Source organism: Pseudomonas sp. P5_B2 (assembly GCF_056400445.1).
Window position 1 is genome coordinate 1 of the sequence record NZ_JBFULH010000244.1, and the last position, 6,449, is coordinate 6,449.

The following is a 6,449-nucleotide window of genomic DNA, read 5'->3' on the forward strand; positions in this document are numbered from 1 at the left end:
AGGTATTGAGTGAACTGGAAAGCCGCGAAGTGGTTTCACTGACCGATGCGGCACCGGGTCAGCGTGTCCTGCTGGAAATTGTGCCGATGCCGCCGGCCGACGGGGTTTACAAACCCGGCAGTTATTTCGGCAGTGTGAACATGATCTTCAATGCGGTGCTGCCTGGCGGCKTGAGTGATAACGGATGAACATTAAAGCAATGCCAAGTGCCCTGAGTTGTTCTGCCTGTGTCATTTTGCTGATTGGGTTGAGCATCGAACCGGCGATGAGTGCCTCCATGGATATCAAGGCCGTTTTCCGGCCTGACCCGTCGAGACCGATGGATAACCAGTTCATCAACGAAACGCCTGTTACCGGGCATTGCCAGTTGCAACCGGTTTTCTGCAAAGAGAGAGACCTGTTTTCTCTGTTGATACCGATCGACTTCGTGTCCACGGCGCCCATTGAAGCCAGGCACCCGGATCCGCGCAGAGGCGCCATGTTTCGCGTGCCAGGTCAGTGGCAAGTCCTTCGTGTCAGGAATGTTGATACTCAAGAGTATTCAGAGCTGGAAGTGCGTATTGCCTCGATTGGCGGCCGCTACCTCCTTCCCGATACTGCTGAAAACCTCGTGGGCGAGGGAGAACCCACCTCCGTTCAGCGCTGGCATACACGATTATGGGGTGACTGGACATGGCGTCCGCCCGCTCCCTGCCAGGGAACAGGAGGGATGTACACCTTACCTGCCAGCAGAACCTTTTTCTGGATAACGCCGACTGCGAATCAATGTGCCGCCAACGCCAATTACCGCATTTCGAATCTGTCCTACGACCGAATGCAGATCGGCTATGAGCTTCGTACACCGGATCCGTTGGGCATGTCTTCCGGTCTGTACACCGGCCAATGGACTTATACCGTCGGGCCGGGAATGGATTTCGACATGGGTGACATCATGCAGCCCAGCAGTTCGATGCTGACCTTGAATTTCACGCTGGACGTTCAACACACCCTCAAAATCGATGTTCCGCCGGGCGGCAATCGCGTGGAACTGGTGCCGCAGGGTGGCTGGCAATCGTGGCTGACCCAAGGGCGTAAACCGACACGCCTGTTCCGGGACCAGACCTTCCACATTTCCGCCAGTTCGCGTTTCAAAATGCAGCTCGAATGCCAATACATGCAAGACGCAAACAATTGCTCCCTGCGTGAGCCCGTCAGCGGTCATGCGGTGCCGCTGAGTGTCAGCGTGAGTCTTCCCCACGGCTTGAGTGACGCCACTGGAAAACCGGTGACTCGTCAGCCGCTCCGGCGAGACGGCAGTGGCTCGGAACTGTTTCAACCGGGTATTTATGTGGATCGAAAACCGGGAACGCTGCACTTCGAAGTGGCCCCGCAAGACGTGCAGGAAATGCTCGAGCCGGGCACTGCCCGGAGTTACTCGGGCAATGTCACGGTCATCTGGGATTCGGAAGTGGGGTAGTGCCCGTCCGACAAGACACGGTCCTGAGGCGAGATTGACACTAACGCGAGCGGATTACTGATCGGCTTTTTTCAGGGCTTCGCGGGTCAGTTGCCTGCTCAGTTCCTTCTCGTCGTAGCCGATGTCGTTGAGCAAGCGCTCGTACACGGCATCGGTCATCTCGGCGCCGGTAAACACACTGCTGTGGGGCACGGACAACTGATCGGCGAGATCCTGCAACTGCCGCCGTAACGGTGCACGTCGAAGCTCCGGCCATCGGGCCGAGCGTGCCCAGTCGCGTTGTGCATCGCGCAACTGATCGAGCAGCTCGGATGTGCCCCGGTAACGTCGGGAATTGCGGCTGTAGGCGTCGGGGTAAGACTCACGCAGGTACTTTTCCCAGAAAGGCTGCTCGATCATTTCATTGACCAAGCCATCGCCGACTTCCATTGAAATCACCGTATCGAACGCCGTATTGAGGGTCTTGACGCTCACCCCGGCCACCGGTTCATAGAGAATCGTCTCGGATTGCCAAGGCAGCCCGAGGCGCCGTGCCAGGCCGGTCTCATAGGCCAGGTACACCTCGACCTCGTCGGGATTGCCGGCTCGGCTGCCGAAATCGGCACGGGCAATGTCATCCACCCGCGCCAGGCGTGCGGCGCCTTTTGCGAGGGTGACCAGCTTGCTCTCCAGAACGGCGGCAGATGTCGACAACGCATAGGCCTCGCTCGTGAGTACCTTGATGCCCATGTTATTGAACAGTTGCGCACCGGCATCGGCGCAGGTGGTGGGCGAGGTGGCCATCTCGAACAGATCGGTGCGCAGCTCGGCGTCGAGGTCCAGGGCTTCGATCATGCGCCAGACTCGCCCACTCAGTTGTTCACGCAGTTTCCCCCCGGCGCGGTAGTCAGCCGACTGCTTCAGCTTCTCGATCAAGGTAAAGAAGCCTTTGGAGTCCGGTTCCGCCATCAAGTCGTGCCAGGCTTCTTTCCTGAACGTCCCCAGGCCGGCGACGAATTGCGTCMACCAACTGGAGTCGTCCGACATTGGCCAGTCATCGATCGCATTGTCGGCGGCAAGGTAGTAGAGCTGCTCGGGGTTCAGTCCCACGGACCTGCGGTAATCCTCATAGGCCATGCGATTCGCGTCGGAAAGCTGCTCTGCGAACAGGCGCGTGCGTGCAACGATGCGTGCGTCTTCGGAGCCCGCAATCACTACAGGTATTTCACTGAGGGGGTTTTCCATCAGGTCGAGGAAGAACCCCCTCGGACGGCGCTTTTTGAACACGCCATCGGGCCAGCGTGTGGCACCGGTGTTGCTCAAGCTGAGGATGGTCAGTTTGGGCATGCGTTCGACGTTCGGTAGTTCGCCCAGTTGCGGGTTGTCGTCGAGCCTGAGTGTTTCCAGTCGCGTCAGGTGTCGCAATTGCTCGACCGCGCCCGGGGTCAATGTGATGTGGTTGTCCGTCAGGCGCAGGGTTCGCAGGAAATGCATCTTGTCGATGCCTTCTGGCAGATGGGCCAGACGACAGTCCCTTGCACTGAGCTGCTGGAGCTGAGGAAAGTCCTCCAGCAGATTGCCGGCCCTGGGGTTGAACGTCGTGCGGTCCAGGTTGAGGGTAGTGACCTGGTCCAGGTAGGGCTGGATATCGGGCAATTGGTCCCACCACAGATCAAGATTGATGACGTTGAACTCCGCCGACAGATCCAGCGCGTAACCGCCCTCGAGGGTGGCGCTGCGCTCACCGAACACGACTGATCTTCTTTCAAAACATTGTAAAAGTCGTTCGGCAATGAAGCTTCCGCCGTTGTACCTGAAATCGATCCAGCGACGGTCTGCGTCTTCACCCGCGCCGTCATACGCCAGTCCTTCCCAGCCCTCCAGCGTTGTGCGCAGTCGCTCAAGCTCATCCTCAAGCGCTTTCATGGCTTCGAACGGATCGTCCCGGGTGTTCAAAGAGCGGGTGAAAACGCCGACCTCACGTTCATTCAGGTGGGGGTAAAGATTTTGTACCTTTTGAACCAATGTCACTGCGGGCCTGGAAAACAACGGACCACGCAGCAGGGTGACGGTTTGCGGGGGCAGGACAGGCAGGTTGGGCGGCTCGGCGAGCAGCGTGCGGCGTACGCTCGGAAGCTCGGTCTTGGCCATGATCCATTGCTTGAAAAACGCCCCTTGCCCGGACTGGTATCCCAATGCCGGACGTCTGTTCGCCGGCACCGTCTGCAATACCRACTCGAAAAAATCGTCGGCTTGGTGAAGCAGGTTATTGGCGCCGTCACGCACTTCGTATTTCAGGAATTCATCCTTGATCAACAACCGGACGGTCGAAGCGTCATCGGCGCCGACACTGCAACGCAGGGAGCCGTCAACGCTGCCGTCACGCACCTCGATACGTAGATCGGTAAAGGTGTCGCTGTGCACCCGAAGGGTATTGAGCACCAGCCTTTCGGTATCCGGCACCCACCGCGCATCCTCAAAAAAGCCCTCATAGGCATGGCTGGTGCGTGCTTCGAAGCCGGCTTCTCGGGCCAGGTTTTTGATCCGCAACGGCAAACGTTGTTGGTGCGTCATGCGTTCCCGTTCACTGCTAATGGCATTGCCCAGCAGCGTTTGTGCCGTACGGGTCGGCAGGTCCGGTACGGCGCGGCGTAGCAGTTGAACACGCGGGTCGTCCGAGGTTTGCCCAGCCTGGTAAAGCTGAACGAAGATGTCCGGTCTTAATTTTCCGGCTTCATCGGCCAGTCGATCGCGCAGGGCCTGCACCCGATCACCCTTGGCGACGTGCGGTCCAAGCAGGGCTTCAAGCTCGTCTTCGCTCAAGAACCCGACGAGGCTTTGCGGCAACTGGCCGCTCATGATGTGGGCAAGACTGGCACCGAGGATATTCTCGTGCGTTGCCTCGCCATTGCCGTACTGGCGAAAACGACCCCTCATGTCGGCGTTTTCGTAGACTTTCAGCGCCTTGTCCGCGGGCCAGCCTTCCAGCCAGGTGGCCAACGGTTCGAACCAGTAAGAGGACAGGTCGAGGGGCTGCCCGGTGCGGATGTGCGTAATCGCCTGCTCGGTTTGCTGCTGGGTCTTCAGCCGCTGCACGCTGTCTGCGAGCAAGGACGGCGGTGGCGCGTTGTCCAGGTACATCCGGCGCAGTGCCGCCTCGTCGGTGCCGCTGGCGAGGCGGGCCTGCGCAAGCTCGGCATCGCTGAAGCCGTCCACGTCATGGCCCAGGCGGCGCATCAACGTCGGGCCCTCCCATTCCTGCGGGTGTTCGGCTTCATGGGTCCAGGCCCCGAAACCATTGGTTTTCAGTTCGGGCGAATAGGCATCGGTGCGGCGAGGATGCTGGATGCGGTAGCGCCCGCTCTGCGGCTCGTGCCAGACCGCGTAGAGTTTGTCGTCCAGTGCGAGAACGCGTTGCCCTTTGTGAGAGTGCAGGCCTTGGCCATCCGGCCGGGCGTCTTCCGGCAACTTGAACTCGAGCTGTTCGTAGGGTTTGAGATCGGGGTGCCAAAGTCTCGATTGGCCGTTGGGCAGCCTTACCGGTTTCATGCCTTCGATCAACGGCGACAACCTCAGGCGAGCAAACTTGCCAAGCTCTGCTCCCGCAGCAAACGCGACCAATTGGATGATGTTCGTCGCCACCCCCACGATGTGTTCGGCGGCTTCGGCCCATAGCCCTTCGGCCATGTCTAAGATCGACTCGATCACGTCATTGGTAATTTGATAGGCGGTATAGACCATCATTAATTCGCCCAGAAACGGTACGAACGGGGTGAAGACGATCAGCGCGACGTTGAAAATGTCCGAGACGATCTTCTTGAAGTTATCCCACCAGGCCCAGCGGGCATTACTGTCGGCATCGGCGGTGGGCACGGCGATATGCCGGGCATCGTTAAGGATCTTGTTCAATTTCTGCTGATACAGCTGTGTCCACAGATCCCCCGTCATGATCTCGGTGCGAAAGTGCAATCGGGGATGGGGGACCGGTTCTTCCCGCCAGGGTGGCCGCTGGTCCAGCGGCTCTTTTTTGTGCCACTGCACCTCGGTCAGGTTCTGCTGGAGTTCGGCGAAAAACAGCCCGCGCTGTTGATGGGGGACGAACTGACTGAAGAACTGGCGATAGGTCATCCCGCTGGATGCGATCAGTTTGTTTTCCCGGAGTTGGCGGGCCAGTTCGTTCAGAAAGTCCGGGAGCGACGCGTACACCTTCAATGGGTGTTCGGGGTCTTGCGGAACATAGGCGATCACTTGTTCGACGCGCCAGGTCCGATCCAGGTCCGGGGCTATCAGGACGATGCCGGTCAGGGCGGTGTCCAGCATCGACAGTTCATGAAACCGCTGGGTCTTGCCATTGAGCTGAAGGCTTTGCCGGCCATCGAGCATCGCCAACACCACGTCACGGGTGTAAGGCCCGATATCGCCGGTCATAACCGCCAGTTGCGCCGCCACTTTGAACGCGGCTTTTTGGCTGTTGATAACTTTTCTCTTCAAGACGGTTTTGGCCACGGCATCGCCGGACAACAACACGCTTGCAAGGTGATCGGTGTATTTGGCGCCGATGTCCAAGTCGCGACACAGGGTCTGGAACTGCGCGATGGACATCTTGCGTTTGATCGGCTTGAGGTCGAACAGTCCGCGCTCATCGGGCTGGCTGATGAAATCCGAATCGGCTTCACAGGTTTCGGAGTCAGCGAAGTTGTGCAGTGCCGCGTCCAGCAGCGAGACGGTCCGGGTGACGACTCCGCGGGAGGGATCGGTGGCATACCAGGGAAGCTGCTTGGGTAGATACAGATGCAGGAAGGTTGTTCTGACGTCATCCTCGACGCCGTATTGATCCTTCAATGCGGTGCGCAATAAAGGTTCGGCAAACTCATACACATCCCGTAACTTACCGAACAGTTGATCGACCGTATTGTGCTCGGCCCAGAGTTTCAGGTTGGCGTCTTGTAACTGGCTGTGATCGAAGTTTGAAGCATGGGTTAGCCAACGCGCTGAGCCTGTTCGCGCGTTACTC

The 6,449-nt window shown here is 58.8% G+C and carries 2 protein-coding genes and 1 pseudogene; 2 read left to right on the plus strand and 1 reads right to left on the minus strand.

Translation table 11 applies throughout. From position 1 onward, the window contains the following. Both AC1DRJ_RS17210 and AC1DRJ_RS17215 read left to right on the plus strand, forming a co-directional pair. Positions 1 to 188 (plus strand): annotated as a pseudogene (locus AC1DRJ_RS17210) (fimbrial assembly protein); the annotation flags it as partial. A gap of 521 nt (positions 189 to 709) precedes the next feature. Then, positions 710 to 1,456: a hypothetical protein gene (locus tag AC1DRJ_RS17215; RefSeq protein ID WP_477803211.1), complete on the plus strand. Its 747-nt coding sequence runs from the start codon at positions 710 to 712 to the stop codon at positions 1,454 to 1,456. 54 nt (positions 1,457 to 1,510) lie between these two features. Here AC1DRJ_RS17215 and AC1DRJ_RS17220 read toward each other — a convergent pair. Next, on the minus strand, positions 1,511 to 6,449 hold a 4,939-nt coding region (locus AC1DRJ_RS17220; protein WP_477803212.1), incomplete at its 5' end, for an NEL-type E3 ubiquitin ligase domain-containing protein.